Raw genomic sequence first — 16,028 nt, forward strand, 5'->3', positions numbered from 1 at the left:
CCCCACCCCACCGCTGTCATCCCAGCGAAAGCTGGGACCCAACTCGCCTCCCGTGCCAGCTGATGGATGGGTCCCAGCTTTCGCTGGGATGACACCGAGTTTGGTGAAGGCGCGGTGGCAGCCATCACCTGAACGACTTGAATACCCCCCGCACCCACTCCCGCACGCCGCGCACCCAACCCGCCGCCGCCTGCCAGGCCGCGGTCGATTTCGCCCACGCGATGGCCCGGTCACGCAGCTTGAACATCCAGCCCAGCAGCCGCGCGAACCACTCGATCCGCATCAGCGGCTGGTACACCGCATGAAAGATCCGCTCGACCACCAGCAGCGACAGCGCATGCGCCAGCAATAGCCCGATGGTACCGGTGATGACGTGGCCGGTGCCGGCCCACCAGATGGCGACCACCTTCATCGGCTCGATCACCACGAACGGCACGCCCAGCGCCACCAGCGCCGCATAGGGCGGCAGCCGGCCGAGCCATTCGCCGAGCCGCTGGAACAGCCGCAACGCGCTGAGCCACGCGATCAGCGGCCGAAACAGCGGGAACAGCAGCTCATCGAGCAGCGTGTAGATCACCACCGCTACCGTCACCACCGCCCGCCCGAACGCCCGGATCACGCGCTCTGCTCCGTCATGTTTTCCCCTGCCTGTTACGAAGGCTAGCCGCGCCGCGCTTCTATGCTATCGTCGTGTCGGGAAGTTTCTGTGCCTCAGTAGCGAGCGTCCGACCGTATGTCGATCAAAGCCGCGATCTATCACCTGACGCACTACAAATACGACCGTCCGGTCGTCCTCCAGCCCCAGATCATCCGGCTCCAGCCCGCCCCGCAATCAAAGACCAAGGTGCTGAGCCATTCGCTGCGGGTCTCGCCGGCGAACCACTTCGTCAACCTGCAGCAGGACCCCTACGGCAATTACCTCAGCCGCCACGTTTTCCCGGAGCCGGTCACCGAGCTGAAGATCGAGGTCGATCTCGTCGCCGACATGACGGTCTACAACCCGTTCGATTTCTTCGTCGAGGAGCGGGCCGAGACCTGGCCGTTCGAATATCCCGAAGAGCTGCGCGACGATCTCTCCATCTACATGAAGCCGCAGCCGGCGGGCCCGCTGCTCACCGAGTTCCTGCGCGGCGTCGACCGCACGCCGATGAACACGGTCAATTTCATCACCGCGCTCAATGCCCGGGTGCAGCGCGAGATCGGCTACATCGTCCGGCTCGAAACCGGCGTGCTCGAACCCGAGGAAACGCTGACCCGCGCCCAGGGCTCGTGCCGCGATTCAAGTTGGCTGCTGGTGCAGGCGCTGCGCCATCTCGGCCTCGCCGCGCGCTTCGTCTCGGGCTACCTGATCCAGCTGAAGCCCGATCTCGTCTCGCTCGACGGGCCGGCGGGCACCGACCACGATTTCACCGACCTCCACGCCTGGTGCGAAGTCTATCTGCCCGGCGCCGGCTGGGTCGGGCTCGACCCCACCTCCGGGCTCCTGGCCGGCGAGAGCCACGTGCCGCTCGCTGCCACCCCGCATTATCGCAACGCCGCGCCGATCTCCGGCTTCACCAGCTTCGCCAATGTCGAATTCGCCTTCGACATGAAGGTGAGCCGCGTCGCCGAGCACCCGCGCATCACCATGCCGTTCTCCGACCAGAGCTGGGATCGGCTCAACGCGGTCGGCAAAAGGGTCGACGAAGAGCTGGTGGCGAGCGATGTCCGCCTCACCATGGGGGGCGAGCCGACGTTCGTCTCGATCGACGATTTCGAGGCCGGCGAGTGGAATGCCGATGCGGTCGGCCCGACCAAGCGGGCCAAGGCCGATGCGCTGATCCGGCGGCTGCGTGAACGCTTCGCGCCCGGCGGTCTGCTGCATTACGGCCAGGGCAAGTGGTACCCGGGCGAAACACTGCCGCGCTGGACCTTCTCGCTCTACTGGCGCCGCGACAACCAGCCGGTGTGGCGCGACGAGACACTGTTCGCCCATGAGGGTGTGCCCACCGAAGCCAAGCCCGGCGACGACCAGCGCCTGCTCGCCGAAATCGCCGCCAATCTCGGTGTCGGCACCGAAACCATCGACGCCGCCTATGAGGATCCGGGCGATTGGCTGGTGAAGGAAGCTCGCCTGCCGCCCAATGTCGACCCGGCCAATTCCGAGCTCGCCGACCCCGAGGCGCGGGCCCGCATGGCGCGGGTGTTCGACAACGGGCTGAACAACCCCACCGGCTATGTGCTGCCGGTGCAGCGCTGGAACGCCCTGCCCGACCGCAACAACCGCTGGATTACCGAGAAATGGCGGACGCGTCGTGGAAAACTGTTCCTCGCCGCCGGCGACTCGCCGGTCGGCTACCGCCTGCCGCTGAGTTCGCTGAAGCATGTGGCGCCCACCGCCTATCCGCATGTGGTGCCGCGTGATCCGCTGATCGCGGTGCTCGAGCTGCCCGACGTCGAGGAGCTGCTACAGCAGCCTGTAGAGGTCCGCATCGGCCACCACGCCCAGCCTTCGACCTTCACTGCCGACCCGACGATCTCCCAGGAGATCACCGAGCAGGTGCTGGACGAGATCGACTCGACCGTGCGCACCGCCATCACCGTGGAGCTGCGCGAAGGCCGGCTCTGCGTCTTCCTGCCGCCGGTTTCGACAGTCGAGGATTATCTCGAGCTGATCGCCGCCTCCGAGGAAGCGGCGAAAACCCTCGGCCTCCCCATCCATGTCGAGGGTTATGCGCCGCCTTACGACCCCCGCCTCAACGTCATCCGCGTCGCGCCCGACCCCGGCGTCATCGAAGTGAACATCCACCCGGCTTCGAGCTGGGAGGAGTGCGTCGCCACCACCACCGCCGTCTACGAAGAAGCGCGGCAGGCCCGGCTCGGCGCCGACAAGTTCATGATCGACGGCAAGCATACCGGCACCGGCGGCGGCAACCACGTGGTGGTCGGCGGTTCGACCCCGGGGGATTCGCCGTTCCTCCGCCGCCCCGATCTCCTCAAGAGCCTGATCCTCCACTGGCAGCAGCATCCGGCGCTGAGCTACCTGTTCTCCGGGCTGTTCATCGGCCCCACCTCGCAGGCGCCGCGCCTCGACGAGGCCCGGCACGACAGCCTCTATGAGCTCGAAATCGCCATGAAGCAGGTACCGGCGCCGGACGACGGCCCGGCGCCGCGCCCCTGGCTGGTCGACCGGCTGTTCCGCAACCTGCTCGTCGATGTCACCGGCAACACGCACCGCTCGGAAATCTGCATCGACAAGCTCTATTCGCCCGATGGCCCGACCGGCCGGCTCGGGCTGGTCGAGTTCCGCGGCTTCGAGATGCCGCCCAATGCCAGGATGAACCTCGCGCAGCAATTGCTGGTCCGCGCCCTGATCGCCCGCTTCTGGAAGGCGCCCAAGCAGGGTAAGTTCACCCGCTGGGGCACGACGCTGCATGATCGCTTCATGCTGCCGCACTTCGTCTGGGCCGATTTCCTCGATGTGCTCGGCGACCTCAGGGACAACGGCTTCGACCTCGACCCCGAATGGTTCGCGGCGCAGCTCGAATTCCGCTTCCCGTTCTGCGGCGAGGTGGAGGTTGAGGGCATGAAGCTCACCCTCAACCAGGCGCTCGAGCCCTGGCATGTGATGGGCGAGCAAGGCGCCATCGGCGGCACCGTACGCTTCGTTGATTCATCGGTTGAACGCCTTCAAGTAAAGCTCGAAGGCCTCAACCCCGGCCGCTATCAGGTCACGGCTAATGGCCGCGCCGTGCCGCTGACCCCAACCGGCGATGCCGGCGTCGCCGTGGCCGGCGTTCGCTACAAGGCCTGGCACCCCGCCTCGGGCATGCACCCGGTGCTGCCGGTCAACGCGCCGCTGCATTTCGATATCTACGACACCTGGTCAGCCCGCTCGATCGGCGGCTGCACCTACCATACGGCCCACCCGGGCGGCCGCAATTACGAGACGTTCCCGGTCAACGGCAACGAAGCGGAGGCACGGCGCCTCGCTCGGTTCGTACCGAGCGGCCATACACCGGGGGCGTTCGTGCCGCCGACCGAGGAACGCTCGGCGGAATTCCCGCTGACGCTGGATTTGCGGGTGCCGGTGTAGGCGCTGACTGAGAGAGACGGCCCCCTCCCATCCTCCCCCATGAAGGGGGAGGTGCCTCGCCGGTTCACATGGCACGATCGAGCGACAGCCTCGACTCTTCACCTCCCCCTTCATGGGGGAGGCCGGGAGGGGGCCGTCTGCTTCAGTCAGCACACTCTCCCCCAATCTTACCCATTCCCGCCAATTCCCCCTTGCCATTCCACCCGCATCCGCTAGCGCTATTTCCCCATGGATAAGCGGAATCAACGGCAGGTCAGGAAGCGCGGGGCGCCGAGCCTTGTTGCCGACTACAAGCTGTTGCCGGGTGTTCCGGACGAAATGATCGACGCCGCGGGGCAGATCCGCCCGAGCTGGGCGCCGCTGATTTCGGCGCTCGAAGAGCTCGGGCATGAGGAACTCGGCGGGCGCTTCGAGCGCGCCGACCAGTATCTGCGCGATGCCGGCGTCTACTATCGCAAATATGATGGCGCCGAGGGCAAGGAGCGCGCCTGGCCGCTGGCGCATGTGCCGCTGATCCTCGATGAGAGCGAGTGGCTCACCATCACGCACGGCCTGACGCAGCGCGCCGAGCTGCTCGAAACCATCGTTGCCGACATCTACGGCACCAACACGTTGGTGCAACGTGGCCTGCTGCCGCCCGAACTGATCGCTCGCAACGACGAGTTCTTGCGGCCGATGGTCGGGGTGCGGCCGGCCAGCGGCCATTTCCTGCATTTCTGCGCCTTTGAGCTCGGCCGCGGCCCGGATGGCGGCTGGTGGGTGCTGGGCGATCGCACCCAGGCGCCGTCAGGCGCCGGCTTTGCCGTCGAGAACCGCGTCGCCACCACCCGCGCCCTCTCCGATATCTATGGCGAGATGCATGTGCATCGGCTCGCCGGGTTCTTTCGCGGCTTCCGCGATGCGCTGACCGGCATCGCCACCGATGGCAGGGTCGGCATCCTGACGCCGGGCCAGCACAACGAGACCTATTTCGAGCACGCCTATATCGCCCGCTATCTCGGCTTCACCCTGCTCGAGGGCGAGGACCTGGTGGTCGACAACGGCCAGGTGATGGTGCGCACCGTCTCCGGCCTGCAGCCGATCAGCGTCCTGTGGCGGCGCATGGATGCGAGCTTCGTCGATCCGCTGGAGTTGCGCTACGACAGCCATATCGGCACGCCCGGCCTCACTGAAGCGCTGCGCCAGGGCACCATCTCGATGGTCAACGCGCTGGGCACCGGCATCCTCGAGACCCGCGCCTTTTCGGCCTTCATGCCCAACCTCTGCCGGGCGCTGACCGGGCGCGAGCTCGAGCTGCCCTCGATCGCCACCTGGTGGTGCGGCGGTGCGGCCGAACGGCAGCACGTCATCGACAATTTCGACACCATGATGGTCGGCTCGGCCTTTGCCACCGGCCTCGCCATCGAGGATCAGCGCGGCACCGTGGTCGGCGGCGCGTTGCCCGAGGCCGAGCGGCAGGCGCTGCGCGCCCGGCTCGAGGCCGAAGGCGGCCGCTTTGTCGGCCAGGAGCAGGTGCAGCTCTCCACTGCCCCGGTCTATGTCGGCGGCAAGCTTGAGCCGCGGCCGATGACGCTGCGCGTCTATGCTGCCCGCACCCGCGATGGCTGGACGGTGATGCCCGGCGGCTTCGCCCGGGTCGGCTCGACCCAGGATTCAACCGCCATCGCCATGCAGCGCGGCGGCCAGGCGGCCGACGTCTGGGTGGTCAGCAAGCAACCCGTCGAGCGCGTCACGCTGCTGCCGACCGAAGGCGAAAAGCTGGTCCGCATGTCCTCGGGGAGCCTGCCGAGCCGGGCTGCCGACAACCTGATCTGGCTCGGCCGCTATGCCGAACGCTGCGAGGCCATGGTGCGGATACTTCGCGCCTACAACGCACGGCTGGCCGAGATCTCCAACACCGACCAGGCGATCCTCAAAGATACCCGGGCCTATCTCGATGGCATCGGCGTCGATGCCGAGGTGCCGCTGCCACCGGGCCTGCTCGCCGCCATCGACAGCGCCGTGCACAGCGCCAGCCAGATCCGCGACCGCTTCTCGCCCGATGGTTGGCTGGCTCTGACCGATTTACGCAAGACCGCCAGAAGCTTCTCGCAGCGCGTGCTGCCCGGCGACGATGCGACCCGCGCCATGACGGTGCTGCTGCGCAAGCTCGCCGGCTTTTCCGGCCTCGTGCATGAAAACATGTACCGCTTTGCCGGCTGGCGCTTCCTCGAGATCGGCCGCCGGCTCGAGCGCGGCATCCAGATCGCCCACAGCGTCGCCTGGTGTACGCGCAAGGGCGCGCCCGAGGGGGCGCTCGACTTGCTGCTCGAAGTCGGCGACAGTGTCATGACGCATCGCCGCCGCTATGCGGTGAGCGCCGGGGTCAACTCCTATGTCGATCTCCTGGTGCTCGATCCGCTCAACCCGCGCTCGGTGCGCTTCCAGATCGCCGAACTCTACCAGCAGCTCGAGCAACTGCCCGGCGGCCTCGAGGACGGGCATTTGTCGATGGCGGCGAAGGCAGCATTGACGCTCGATACCGAGCTCCGCGTCACCGAGCCCGAGGACATGACGACGTCGAAAATCAACCGGCTGGGCATCGAGATCGGCAATCTCGCCGGGCTCATTGCCGACGCCTATTTCGTCTGAGGAGGCGGGCCGTGCTCTACGACGTCCGGCTCGAACTGCACTACGACTACAAGGCCTCGGTGCATGGCGACCGCCACCTGGTCCGCGTCGCCCCGATCTCCATACCCAATGCGCAGCGGGTCATCGCCTCATCGCTGTCGTTCGAACCCAGGCCCGAGCAGGAAACCACCTTCGCCGACTATTTCGGCAACCTCGTCACCACCATCGCCTATGCCGGCCGGCACGATCATCTCGATGTGCGGCTGAGCGCCAGGGTGCAGGTCGAGGATCTGGCGCGCCCGGTCGATCTCTCCCCTACCCTCGGCGGATTGAAGCAGGAACTGGCGACGCTCTGGTCGGTGGCGCCGGATTCGCCGCAGCATTTTCTTTCCGCCTCGCCGCGTATCCCGCTCGCCCTTGAGATCACCGATTATGCCCGAAGTTCGGCTGCCGGCGACCAATCGGTCTACGCCACGGCCATGGATCTTTGCCTGCGCATCCATCGTGACTTCAGCTACGACAAGGACGCCACCAAGGTCGATACCGGCCCGGTCGAGGCGTTTGCGCTGAAGCGCGGCGTCTGCCAGGATTTCGCCCATGTGATGATCGCGGGGCTGCGTGGCCTCGGCATCCCCGCCGGCTATGTCTCGGGGTTCCTGCGCACCATTCCGCCCAAGGGCAAGCCGCGTCTCGAGGGCGCCGACGCCATGCATGCCTGGGTACGCGTCTGGTGCGGCCAGCATTCGGGCTGGCTCGAGTTCGACCCCACCAACGCCATGCTGGCCGGCCCCGACCACATCACCATCGGCCACGGCCGCGACTATTCCGACATCTCCCCGATCGTCGGCGTGCTGCGCACCAGCGGCGGCCATACGGCCAAGCAATCCGTGGACGTGGTGCGGGTGGAGTAGCGCTTTAGGCACCGGGCTCTCCGCAATCCTCCCCCGCGTGGCGGGGGAGGGGGACCAGCGAAGCTGGTGGAGGGGGCGGCCAAACCAACCGGCGACTCTTGCTTCCCCCTCCACCGCCTTCGGCGGTCCCCCTCCCCCGCCACGCGGGGGGCAAGAGTCGCCGGTTGGTTTGGCCGCCCCCTCCACCGCCTTCGGCGGTCCCCCTCCCCCGCCACGCGGGGGAGGATGCTGCACCACCAACGCCCCTTCCCACACTTTTCACCCCGCCCCGGAACCAATTCTGGGGGCCCTCGTTATTTGGCTGACGCGCCAACGAGGCGGCGTGTCTACCGGCCCTCCCTCCGGTAGCACCATGAAAAAGGAACGAGAGCGATGACCCGACTTGAGATCGCCAACCTCGAACATGCCGCCCGCACGGCCGTCGTTTGGATCCCCGAAGGATATGATGGGCGTACGCACTACGGAGCAGTCCTCGCAGCGATCGTCCCTGCTGCAGGTATTCTCGCCGTAGCCGCCACCCTCCTCCTGTCAGTCCTCTAGGAGACCCAGCCTATGACCTTGAGCACGATCATCATCATTCTGCTGATCCTGCTGTTGATCGGCGCCATACCGGCCTGGCCCTACTCCCGCTCCTGGGGAGCTTACCCCTCCGGTATTCTTGGCGTCGTGCTCGTCATCGTCATCATCCTCGTGTTGATGCGCGTATTCTGACGAGCTTCGCGAGCCAAGGTCGCCCCCTTGCGGCTCGCCATCGCACCCCAGTTCGCCCCCGGACTGGGGTGCACTCTTTGTGGGCACCAATCGCCCGATAGCCCCAGAAATCAAGGGGTTCGGAACTCAAGCGCCAACCGCGCGTTGAACCCCCATCACATGAGGAGCGACCATCATGGCATCCACCACCGACATGGCCCCCAATCGTACCGCCGCAGCCGCCAAGGCACCGGCGCGCCGCGCCGCCAATGGCCCGCGCCGCGCTGCGGCGCGCCAGAGCCAGAGCCGCGAGGACGATCTCTCGGCCCAGGTGCAGCAGTTGCAATCCGACCTCAAGTCGATTGCCGCAACGCTGGCCAGCCTCGCCGAGGACAAGGTTCACGACGCGCAGAAACTTGCCAAGCGCGAGGTGAAAAACCTGGCCAACTCTGGCCAGAGCGCTATCGAGGACGTGCAGGACGAGTTCGGCCAGCTCGAAAAGCAGATCAAGGACACCATCCGCGAAAAGCCGCTGACCGCTGTCGCCGGCGCAATTGCGCTGGGCTTCGTTCTCGCCGTCGTTTCGAGGTAGCCCCTATGCACCTCCTCGCTTTGGCGGCGTCGGTCCTCGGGATCGAGGTCGACGAGTTGCTCGAGCATTTCAAGAACAACGCCATGGCCTGGTCGGCCGTGGCGCTCTTTGCCTTGATCGCGCTGGTCTTCGGGCTGGTGGCGCTCAATGCCTGGTTCACCCTGATGTGGGGCCCCATCGTCGCGCCGCTGCTGATCGCCGCCGGCGCATCGGTTATCGCGCTCGGGCTCTATGCGGCCATCGTCATCACCGACAGCGTCGCCAAAAAGCACGCCGCGCAACGGCGCAATGCTGCCGAAAAGACCGCTCTGGTCACCACCGCGGCGCTCACCGCCCTGCCGCTGGTGCTGAAATCCGACCTGATGAAGAAGGTCGGCATCCCCATCGGCGGCGCACTCGCCGCGGCCTATCTGCTGAGCAAGTCCGGCAGTTCGCACGGCCATAGTAATGGCCATGATCCGGACTGATCACATCGCCACATTTGTCGGGAACCCCGTCTGACGGGCCGCGTTATCTGATGCACCTGTAGTTTCTGCAGGTGGGCCAAAGAAGATTTCCAGGAGTGTGAGCTATGACCCACATCAAACGGAAGATCGTGACCATTCTGACCGACGACCACATCGCGGATGCTGAGAAGATCACCATCCTGCGTCAGCTCGAAGCGGACTCGCTCTCCAAGGAGCGCAGCGCCACAGAGGGCATGACCCCGGTCGACGGCGACGACGGCGAAGACCTGAAAACCATCGAGAACGCCCTGCGCAAGCTCGGCCAGGAACCGGTGGAAGCAGGGGCGGCTAGCCTCTGACTGCAACAGTTTGAGTAGATTGCTCACCCCGCCCGGGTTTCCGCGGCGGGGTGATTGCGTTTTGACACTGTGGGTGCAGCGCGCGTCCCCTCTCCCCTCTGGGGAGAGGGTCAGGGTGAGGGGTAGCCAAGCACACCGGGTGAGCGGCTGCGATGTGGAGGCTTGTTTCAGGGCGCCTGGCACCCCTCACCCCGCAACGAGGCCGTCGGCCTCACTGCCGCCCTCTCCCCCCGGGGGCGCCTCTCGCGCCCCCAGGAGGGGCGAGGGGGCGATGTGGCACCGCCGGTGAGCTAAACCGCCTCGATCTGCGGATCCTCCCGCTCCCCCGCTACCTCCACCACCGGCAGCACCACCTTCAGCCCGCCGGCATGGATCCGCAAATCCACCTGCCGTTCGAGCGGGATCAGCTCGCCATCGATCACCGCCAGCGCCGAGGCCTTGCGGTGGGGGAAGCGGAGGCTCACCTGCGCCACCTCGCGCTCCGAGACCAGCGGATGCGCCTTCCAGTTGCCGAAGGCCAGCGACAAAGCCAGCCGCGCCAGCTCGGCCGGCGGCATGGGCTTGACCACATAGACCCCGAGCACGCCGCGATCGACCGCCTCGGCATAGGGCACATGGCCCTCCCCCAGCACATTGTTGGAGACGGCGATCGCCGTCGCCTTACGCCGGTCCGTGCCCTGCCGGGTGCTGATCTCGGCCTCGAACACCAGTGGGCGCGACAGCGCCAGCCCGATCGCGCGAAGGCTCGCCAGCATCTTGCCCCAGCGGCTGTGATAGGTGAGCTCGTTGCGGATCCGGACCAGCCGCGAGTGGAGCCCGACCGAGAACTGGTGGACGAACGGCCGGCCATTGGCGGTGGCGATATCGACCGCCGCAACCTGCCCCCGAGCGATGGCCCCGAGCGCCGCTTCGAGCTGCAGCGGCACGCCGAGCGAGCGGGCAAACAGGTTCATCGTGCCTGCCGGCAGCACCGCCAGCGCCATCTCGTGGGCAAAACAGATGCCCGCGGCCGCCGAAATGGTGCCGTCGCCGCCGCCCGCCAGCACCACCTCGGAGGTGGGGTCGGCCGCGGCGCGCTCGAGTTCCGCGCTCAGCTGGTCGCCATCGACCACCCGGCATTCGATCGATTGGCTGTGCTCGGCAAAGATCCGCTCCGCAGTGGCGGCGAACGCCACCATGTCCATGGTGCGGAAGGTGCCGCCGTCTTTGTTGAACACCCCGACGAAATGCATGCAGCCCCCCTGGGATTAACCCGTGACGAGCGGAACGGCGCGACGGGGCAGCGGGTTCCGCCGCTGGTGCACCGTACTCTCCGTGATCTCCCCAGCGTGGCGGGGGAGGATCCTCGCACCGCCAGTACCCTACCCCGCCGACCTGTCCAGCCGCGGCAGCTTCACCGTGATCGCCGTGCCGCCACCCTCGCGCGCCCGGTATTCTGGCTCTGTCCCGCCGAACTGCCGCGCCAGCTGCTTGACGATCAGCGCGCCCAGCCCGTCCTGCCCGCTATTGGCGCCGATGCCGCGCCCGTCATCTTCGACGGTGAGCGCGGTGACCCCATCCTGGCCGCGTTCGAAGCGAATATGCACCGTGCCCGCCTGGCCCTCGGCGAAGGCATGCTTCAGCGCATTGGTGACCAGCTCGCTGACCACGATGCCCAGCGTCGTCGCATCGCGCGCCGGGATGATCATTGCTTCAAGGTGCTTTTCGAACGTTACGGCCTTGTCCGGCGGCATGGCAGCTGCGAGGTCGTCGATCACATCGGCGAGGAACTCAGCCGCATCGGTGGTCTCGAGGTCGGGCCCGAGCCGCAGTCGCCGGTGTCCCGAGGCGATCGCCTGTACCCTGAGCTGCGCCGCCTCCAGCGCATTGCGCACCTCGTCCGACGAGGTCCGTGCCAGTTGCAGGCCGAGCAGCGACGATACCGTCGCCAACGAGTTGCCGATCCGGTGGTTGGTATCCTGCAGCAGCGTCTCGAGCCGGGCCCGTTCGCGCTCAGCATGGCCGCGCGCCTCCTCGACCTCGGCCGTCCGCTCCCGCACATGCGCCTCGAGCTCCTCGTTCGCGGTCCTCAGCCGGTTCTGCTGCTGCGCCAGCGCCGCGACCTTGCGCTGCGTGCGCGACAGCAGTGAATAGGTGAGGATGGCCGCGGCCGCGAGGGCGGCGAGAATGGTGGCAATCAGCAACTGCCGGTAAAGTTCCATCCGGCCGTTGCGCTCGATCAGCTTGTCGTCTTCCTCGCCGATCACCTGCCGCACCACGCTGCGGATCCGCTCCATCAGCTCGAGCCCGGTATCGGAGCGGAGCAATGCCAGCGCCTCGGCACTCTGGCCCGACGACATCAGTTCGATGGTGCGGGCCATCTCGGCGCGCTTGGCATCGAGATCGGGCACCAGGGCTTCGATGCGCTGGAGCTGTGTCGGGTTGTCGCCGATCAGCGCCAACAAGTTCTGGTAGGTCTGGCTCAGGTTGCCGACGGCGGTATTGTAGGGGTTGAGATAGGCCTCGTCCCGGGTGATCAGGTAGCCGCGCTGCCCGGTTTCGGCATCGACCACCGACAGCATCAGTTCGCGCGCCTGCCGCCGGATCTCGTAGGTCTTGGCGATATCGGCAAGCTGGCTATCGACCGTGCGCACCATGTAGAGCGACGCTGCCACCGCCACCAGCACCAGCGTCAGCGACGCCATGATGGCGACCCGCCGCACGAGGCCGCGCCGCGGCGGGGCCGTGTCGACGGACTGGCTGCTGACATCAAGCATCAAGACGCCGCCCTCATCCGGGGATGGTGCTGGACAGTCCGGCTTTGCCCCCCGGACCAGATGAGATGTCGCACGCCTAGCCCCGGGCGGTGGCAACAATTGGGCCCCGTCATATCAGCGGCCGCTTCCGGTCGGTGAGGCCGCCCCAGCCGGCGATATCGGCCAAGGCCTCGGGGTCGAGCACCTCGCAAGCCCGGTCATGCCAGCGGATCAGCTGGCGCTCGGCGAGTTTGCGCAGCGTCTTGTTGGTGTGGACGATCGACAGCCCCAACGTGTCGGCCACGTGCTGCTGGGTGATCGGGATCAAGTGTTTCGAGGCCTTGCCCTGCCCTACCTGCTCAGAACGCTGGTAGAGGAAGGCGATCAGGTAGGCGGCCCGCTCCATGGCGCTGCGACGCCCGACGCTCAACAGGTTCTCATCGAGCATCCGCTCCTCGCGCGAGGCGAGCCAGGTGATGTCGAAGGCGAGGCCGGGATGGTTCTCGAACAGCGTCGGCAGGGTATCGCGCTGGAACACGCACAGCACCACCGGCGATAGTGACTCGACCGAGTGCTCCATCTCGCCAATCACCGAGCCCTGCAGCCCGACAAGGTCGCCGGGCAACAGGTAGTTGAGGATCTGCCGGCGCCCGTCCTCCAGCGTCTTGAAACGGAAGGCCCAGCCCGACAGCAGCGTGAACAGCTGCGCGCTATGCGCGCCCTCGGACAGGATGGCGGAAGCGGGTTCGCTCACCAGTTCGCCGCGCTTGAAGCTCGAAACGAACTTCAGCTCCTCCGGCGTGAAGTCGCGAAAGTGCTCGTTCTCCCGAAGGGGGCATGCTTCACAGGGGATACGGCGGGCATGGGCAACTGTGGCCAGGGCGGTGCTCACGGCTGAATGGTTCCGGCAGCATGCCGCAACGCCGTGGGAACGCAACTGCCGAAACCGGCCAAACTTCCCCGGCGCATGTCTTTGTTAAATGACCGCGGCGAGCCGGCCATGATCGATGTCGGCCACCACTGCGTCATGGAACCACCAATGCACGGATTGCATGCCCTCGTCGTTGAGGAGGAGTATCTCGTCGCCGCCGATATCGAACAGACGCTGCGCGCCGCCGGCGCCGCCCACGTCACCATCACGGGCGACGCAGACGCCGCGCGCGCTCTCGACCTCTCCGGCTTTACCCTGGCGGTGATCGAGGCGCGGTTCGGCCACGCCGACGCCGTGGCGCTCTGCGCCGCACTGCGCGCCGCGCGCGTTCCGGTGGTGGTGACCTCAGCTGACCAGGCGGTCCAGGCAATGTTCACCGGCGCGACCCCGCTCGCCAAACCGTTCGACACCACCGCCTTGCTGGCGGCCTGCGCTGCCGCCAGGCAGCGCCACGCGCTCTAGGTGAACCGGGGAATGGTGGTGACCTGCGCCGACACCGCGTCCGGCCCATAATCGCCTTCGCCGGTCACCTGGAGCAGTTCCTGCAGCTTGGTGCGAGCCCGGCTGACCCGGCTCTTCATCGTGCCGATGGCGCATTTGCAGATCTCGGCCGCCTCTTCGTAAGAGAAGCCGGACGCACCAATCAGGATGATCGCCTCACGCTGGTCGTCGGGCAGCTGGTCGAGCGCCCGGCGGAAATCGCCCAGGTCCATGATGCCATATTGCGAGGGATGCACCGCCATGCGCTCGGTGAAGGCGCCGTCGCTGTCCTGCACCTCGCGGCCACGCTTGCGCATCTGGCTGTAGAACTCGTTGCGAAGGATGGTGAAAAGCCACGCCTTCATATTGGTGCCCATTTCGAAGCTGTCCTGCTTCGCCCAGGCTTTCATCACCGTGTCCTGCACCAGGTCGTCGGCCTTGTCGTGCCGCCCGGAGAGCGACACAGCAAAGGCGCGCAAACTGGGGAGTGTAGACAGCAGCTCTCGCTTGAAGCTCGGCTTCTCGGCTTCCATGGCGCTATTTACCCTTCGCGGGCTTGGACTGCTTTTCCACCGCGTCGAGCTGCTCGAGCAGGTCGATCAGCTTGGATGGGATTTCTTCGCCCTGTACCGCTCCATAGAGCGCTCGAAGCTTGTTACCGATGTCGGAATTTGGCCCCAGTCCATCGTCGCGGCGCCGCCGTAGCATGCTCAAATCATTCATTGTTGTTTTGTCTCGCATAAACCCTTCGCCCCACAGCAGGATCTGACGCCCCATACTCCAGCCGCGGCAAACTAAATGCGCGGTGGCAAAAAAAGTTCCGAACATGCTGGAACCAAGTTTTCCGCATCCCCGTTCTTCAGCATGGTAAGCTCTAATAGCGTCACGGGAGTAGATTATCGATGTCCCTTTCCACGCGGATCGCACCGCATCTACCGTATTTGCGCCGGTTCTCGCGCGCCGTCACCGGCTCGCAGACTTCTGGCGATGCCTATGTCGCCGCAACCCTCGAGGCTTTGATCGCCGATCTCAGCATCTTCCCCGAATCCACCAACGACCGGATTGCGCTCTACCGGCTCTATTCGGCGCTGTTCTCCAGCTCGGCCATTCGCGTGCCGGAGCCGAGCTCGAGTTTCCCCTGGGAAACGCGGGCCGCGGCCAACCTCGCGAACCTTGCTCCCCGTCCGCGGCAGGCCTTCCTTCTGGTAGCCGTCGAGGGCTTCAGCCACGATGAGGCCGCCGAAATCCTCGATGTCTCCTCAGCCGAGTTCGCAGATCTCCTCGCGCAGGCCTCGGCCGATATCTCGCGCCAGGTGGCGACCGATATCCTGATCATCGAGGACGAACCGCTGATCGCCATGGATATTGAGCAGATGGTCGAAGGCCTCGGCCATCGCGTCGTCGGTATCGCCCGCACCCACAAGGAAGCGGTAGCGCTCTATCACAAGACCCAGCCGCGCATGATCCTCGCCGATATCCAGCTCGCCGACGGCTCCTCCGGCATCGATGCGGTCAACGATATCCTGCATGCTCATCCGATCCCGGTGATCTTCATCACCGCCTTCCCGGAGCGGCTGTTGACCGGCGAGCGGCCGGAACCGACCTTCCTCGTCACCAAGCCGTTCAATCCCGACATGGTGCGGGCGCTGATCAGCCAGGCGCTGTTCTTCGACGAAGGCTCGCGCGCCGCGGCCTGACGGAACTCCGGACGCCCCTCCGGATTTGGGCCGGGCTCTGCCCGGCTCTTTTTTGTTCGCAAAAAGCTCCTTTTGTCCGCCAAGAGCAGGCGTTGCGCAGGGTGGTCCCACCACCCCGGTGTCATCCCAGCGAAAGCTGGGACCCAACTCGCCTCTACACAAATGGATGCTTGGGTCCCAGCTTTCGCTGGGATGACACCCAGTATGTGGTGCCTTCCGTGGGCTTGCAGCAAAGTATGCGTTGTTCCATCCCGGACACCCGGGAACCCATCCCACGCCCGGTCGTTACTCCTCCGAGAGATCAATGGAGTAACAAGAATGTTGCAATACGCACTGCTCTTCCTGGTCATCGCGCTGGTCGCCGGCGTCCTTGGCTTCGGCGGTATTGCCGGCGCCGCATCGGGCATCGCGCAGATCCTGTTCTTCCTGTTCCTCGCCTTCCTGGTGATCTCCCTGATCATCGGCCTGTTCCGGCGCGCGTCGTAGCGGCCCTACGCTCCGC

The 16,028-nt window shown here is 66.1% G+C and carries 16 protein-coding genes; 10 read left to right on the plus strand and 6 right to left on the minus strand.

Annotated features, from left to right (window positions below; genetic code table 11):
* Nucleotides 1-124 precede the first annotated feature (124 nt).
* The gene (locus ASC89_RS20955) at nt 125-619 is read right to left on the minus strand and encodes a hypothetical protein (RefSeq protein ID WP_056001413.1); all 495 of its coding nucleotides are present in this window, start codon (nt 617-619) and stop codon (nt 125-127) included.
* Nucleotides 620-733: 114 nt separating this feature from the next.
* Here ASC89_RS20955 and ASC89_RS20960 point away from each other — a divergent pair, with 114 nt between their 5' ends.
* The 7 genes from ASC89_RS20960 to ASC89_RS20985 all read left to right on the plus strand — a co-directional run bounded on the left by ASC89_RS20960 (nt 734) and on the right by ASC89_RS20985 (nt 9,683).
* The gene (locus tag ASC89_RS20960; RefSeq protein ID WP_056001416.1) at nt 734-4,075 is read left to right on the plus strand and encodes a DUF2126 domain-containing protein; all 3,342 of its coding nucleotides are present in this window, start codon (nt 734-736) and stop codon (nt 4,073-4,075) included.
* Between the two features lie 228 nt (nt 4,076-4,303).
* Nucleotides 4,304-6,706 (plus strand): circularly permuted type 2 ATP-grasp protein, encoded by a 2,403-nt coding sequence (locus ASC89_RS20965; protein ID WP_055881068.1) that lies wholly within the window; start codon nt 4,304-4,306, stop codon nt 6,704-6,706.
* Nucleotides 6,707-6,717: 11 nt separating this feature from the next.
* Nucleotides 6,718-7,596: a transglutaminase family protein gene (locus tag ASC89_RS20970; protein WP_055881071.1), complete on the plus strand. Its 879-nt coding sequence runs from the start codon at nt 6,718-6,720 to the stop codon at nt 7,594-7,596.
* A 552-nt stretch (nt 7,597-8,148) separates the two neighbouring features.
* Nucleotides 8,149-8,307, plus strand: coding sequence for a DUF3309 family protein (locus tag ASC89_RS28240; RefSeq protein WP_082434138.1), 159 nt, complete (start codon nt 8,149-8,151; stop codon nt 8,305-8,307).
* A 175-nt stretch (nt 8,308-8,482) separates the two neighbouring features.
* Nucleotides 8,483-8,878 (plus strand): YqjD family protein, encoded by a 396-nt coding sequence (locus ASC89_RS20975; RefSeq protein WP_055881073.1) that lies wholly within the window; start codon nt 8,483-8,485, stop codon nt 8,876-8,878.
* Nucleotides 8,879-8,883: 5 nt separating this feature from the next.
* A complete protein-coding gene (locus ASC89_RS20980) occupies nt 8,884-9,345 on the plus strand; it encodes a hypothetical protein (protein WP_055881076.1) in 462 nt (153 codons plus the stop codon).
* A 104-nt stretch (nt 9,346-9,449) separates the two neighbouring features.
* Nucleotides 9,450-9,683, plus strand: coding sequence for a hypothetical protein (locus tag ASC89_RS20985; protein ID WP_055881079.1), 234 nt, complete (start codon nt 9,450-9,452; stop codon nt 9,681-9,683).
* A gap of 290 nt (nt 9,684-9,973) precedes the next feature.
* On the opposite strand, the gene ASC89_RS29150 is transcribed toward ASC89_RS20985, so the two are convergent.
* From ASC89_RS29150 to ASC89_RS21000, 3 genes are all read right to left on the minus strand, one after another.
* Nucleotides 9,974-10,915, minus strand: a complete 942-nt coding sequence (locus tag ASC89_RS29150) for a diacylglycerol kinase family protein (protein ID WP_055881082.1) — start codon at nt 10,913-10,915, stop codon at nt 9,974-9,976.
* Nucleotides 10,916-11,044: 129 nt separating this feature from the next.
* Entirely contained in the window at nt 11,045-12,439 is a 1,395-nt protein-coding gene (locus ASC89_RS20995) for a sensor histidine kinase (RefSeq protein WP_055881085.1), read from the minus strand.
* A 109-nt stretch (nt 12,440-12,548) separates the two neighbouring features.
* Complete coding sequence (locus ASC89_RS21000; protein ID WP_055881088.1) at nt 12,549-13,310, minus strand: Crp/Fnr family transcriptional regulator; 762 nt, start codon at nt 13,308-13,310, stop codon at nt 12,549-12,551.
* 147 nt (nt 13,311-13,457) lie between these two features.
* Here ASC89_RS21000 and ASC89_RS21005 point away from each other — a divergent pair, with 147 nt between their 5' ends.
* On the plus strand, nt 13,458-13,811 hold the full coding sequence (locus tag ASC89_RS21005; protein ID WP_056001419.1) for a hypothetical protein: 354 nt from the start codon (nt 13,458-13,460) through the stop codon (nt 13,809-13,811).
* Here the strand turns inward: ASC89_RS21005 and ASC89_RS21010 are convergent.
* Both ASC89_RS21010 and ASC89_RS21015 read right to left on the minus strand, forming a co-directional pair.
* A complete protein-coding gene (locus tag ASC89_RS21010; RefSeq protein ID WP_055881092.1) occupies nt 13,808-14,362 on the minus strand; it encodes an RNA polymerase sigma factor in 555 nt (184 codons plus the stop codon). The genes ASC89_RS21005 and ASC89_RS21010 overlap by 4 nt on opposite strands.
* A gap of 4 nt (nt 14,363-14,366) precedes the next feature.
* The gene (locus ASC89_RS21015; protein WP_407065077.1) at nt 14,367-14,657 is read right to left on the minus strand and encodes a NepR family anti-sigma factor; all 291 of its coding nucleotides are present in this window, start codon (nt 14,655-14,657) and stop codon (nt 14,367-14,369) included.
* Between the two features lie 74 nt (nt 14,658-14,731).
* Here ASC89_RS21015 and ASC89_RS21020 point away from each other — a divergent pair, with 74 nt between their 5' ends.
* The gene (locus ASC89_RS21020) at nt 14,732-15,526 is read left to right on the plus strand and encodes a response regulator (protein WP_056001422.1); all 795 of its coding nucleotides are present in this window, start codon (nt 14,732-14,734) and stop codon (nt 15,524-15,526) included.
* 318 nt (nt 15,527-15,844) lie between these two features.
* Nucleotides 15,845-16,012 (plus strand): DUF1328 domain-containing protein, encoded by a 168-nt coding sequence (locus ASC89_RS28245; protein ID WP_082528208.1) that lies wholly within the window; start codon nt 15,845-15,847, stop codon nt 16,010-16,012.
* The last annotated feature ends 16 nt before the right edge of the window (nt 16,013-16,028 follow it).

The organism is Devosia sp. Root413D1 (assembly GCF_001425235.1).
Classification (GTDB): Bacteria; Pseudomonadota; Alphaproteobacteria; order Rhizobiales; family Devosiaceae; genus Devosia_A.

What these genes read in the sequence shown, in the direction of transcription:
- ASC89_RS20980 (WP_055881076.1), top strand. Translation starts at nt 8,884, where the DNA reads ATGCACCTCCTCGCTTTGGCGGCGTCGGTCCTCGGGATCGAGGTCGAC.
- ASC89_RS20995 (WP_055881085.1), bottom strand. Translation starts at nt 12,439, where the DNA reads ATGCTTGATGTCAGCAGCCAGTCCGTCGACACGGCCCCGCCGCGGCGC.
- ASC89_RS28240 (WP_082434138.1), top strand. Translation starts at nt 8,149, where the DNA reads ATGACCTTGAGCACGATCATCATCATTCTGCTGATCCTGCTGTTGATC.
- ASC89_RS29150 (WP_055881082.1), bottom strand. Translation starts at nt 10,915, where the DNA reads ATGCATTTCGTCGGGGTGTTCAACAAAGACGGCGGCACCTTCCGCACC.
- ASC89_RS20975 (WP_055881073.1), top strand. Translation starts at nt 8,483, where the DNA reads ATGGCATCCACCACCGACATGGCCCCCAATCGTACCGCCGCAGCCGCC.
- ASC89_RS20960 (WP_056001416.1), top strand. Translation starts at nt 734, where the DNA reads ATGTCGATCAAAGCCGCGATCTATCACCTGACGCACTACAAATACGAC.
- ASC89_RS20965 (WP_055881068.1), top strand. Translation starts at nt 4,304, where the DNA reads ATGGATAAGCGGAATCAACGGCAGGTCAGGAAGCGCGGGGCGCCGAGC.
- ASC89_RS28245 (WP_082528208.1), top strand. Translation starts at nt 15,845, where the DNA reads ATGTTGCAATACGCACTGCTCTTCCTGGTCATCGCGCTGGTCGCCGGC.
- ASC89_RS20985 (WP_055881079.1), top strand. Translation starts at nt 9,450, where the DNA reads ATGACCCACATCAAACGGAAGATCGTGACCATTCTGACCGACGACCAC.
- ASC89_RS21010 (WP_055881092.1), bottom strand. Translation starts at nt 14,362, where the DNA reads ATGGAAGCCGAGAAGCCGAGCTTCAAGCGAGAGCTGCTGTCTACACTC.
- ASC89_RS21015 (WP_407065077.1), bottom strand. Translation starts at nt 14,657, where the DNA reads ATGTTCGGAACTTTTTTTGCCACCGCGCATTTAGTTTGCCGCGGCTGG.
- ASC89_RS21020 (WP_056001422.1), top strand. Translation starts at nt 14,732, where the DNA reads ATGTCCCTTTCCACGCGGATCGCACCGCATCTACCGTATTTGCGCCGG.
- ASC89_RS21005 (WP_056001419.1), top strand. Translation starts at nt 13,458, where the DNA reads ATGCACGGATTGCATGCCCTCGTCGTTGAGGAGGAGTATCTCGTCGCC.